The organism is Corallococcus sp. 4LFB (assembly GCF_046520365.1).
Taxonomy (GTDB): Bacteria; Myxococcota; Myxococcia; order Myxococcales; family Myxococcaceae; genus Corallococcus; species Corallococcus caeni.
In genome coordinates this window covers 1-1,110 of sequence record NZ_JBKGHJ010001054.1, presented here as the reverse complement: position 1 = coordinate 1,110, position 1,110 = coordinate 1, and the positions used below count along the sequence as shown (strand labels likewise).

At 72.0% G+C, this 1,110-nt stretch carries 1 protein-coding gene; it reads left to right on the top strand.

Translation table 11 applies throughout. The features are described from left to right. On the top strand, positions 1-1,110 hold a 1,110-nt coding region (locus tag ACLEQD_RS43985; protein WP_410391878.1), incomplete at both ends, for a phosphopantetheine-binding protein.

Below are 1,110 nucleotides of genomic sequence, written 5' to 3'. Positions count from 1 at the left end.
GCGAAGTGCACAACCACTACGGCCCCACCGAGACGACTGTCGGTGTCCTTGCTGGCCGTGTGCACCTGCCTGCTTCGACTCCCGCGCCCCTGACCGGGACGACTGGCGAGGCGCTCGCCGGCCACGCGCAGCAGCCCGCGTCGACTGCCGTGTCCATGACTGGCGCGACCGGCGGGGCGCAACAACTCGCTGCGGCTTCCGTGCCGCTGGGCTGGCCCTTGGCCCATTCGCGCCTCTACGTCCTGGACGCTTCGCTGCGGCCCACGCCGCTGGGCGTCCCGGGCGAGCTCTTCGTCGGCGGCGCACAGGTGACTCGCGGCTACCTCGCTCGTCCCGACCTCACAGCCGAGCGCTACGTGCCGGACCCCTTCAGCCCGGCCCCCGGCGCTCGCATGTACCGCACGGGCGACCGCGTGCGCTGGCTCTCCGATGGCCGCGTGGAGTTCCTCGGCCGCGTGGACTTCCAGGTGAAGGTGCGGGGCTTCCGCGTGGAGCCCGGCGAAGTCGCCACCGTGCTTCGCGGGCTGGAGGGCGTGCACGAGGCCGTCGTCGTGGCCCGCCAGGACTCCCCCGGCGACACGCGCCTCGTCGCCTACGTTGTTCCTTCCTCGGGCACTCTCGACGTCGCCTCCGTGCGTGCTCTGCTCCAGCAGCGGCTGCCCGAGTACATGGTGCCCTCCGCCTTTGTCGTGCTGGAGGCCCTGCCCCTCACGCCCAATGGCAAGGTGGACCGCAAGGCCCTGCCCGTTCCCCAGGCCTCCACTTCTTCCACGGGCTACGTCTCCCCGAGCACCCCCACCGAGGAACTGCTCGCGTCCCTCTGGGCCGAAGTGCTGCGCGTGGAGCGCGTCGGCATCGCGGAGGACTTCTTCGCCCTGGGTGGCCACTCGCTGCTGGCCACGCAGCTGGTCTCCCGCATCCGTGCCGCCTTCGGAGTGGAGGTGCCGCTGCGCGCGCTCTTCGAGGCCCCCACCATCGCGGCCCTCGCCCCGCGCATCGAGGCCGCGCGACAGGCCCGTGCCTTCCAGGCACCTCCGCTGGTGCCGGCACCTCGAACGGGGGAGCTGCCGCTGTCCTTCGCGCAGCAGCGCCTGTGGTTCATTGATCAGC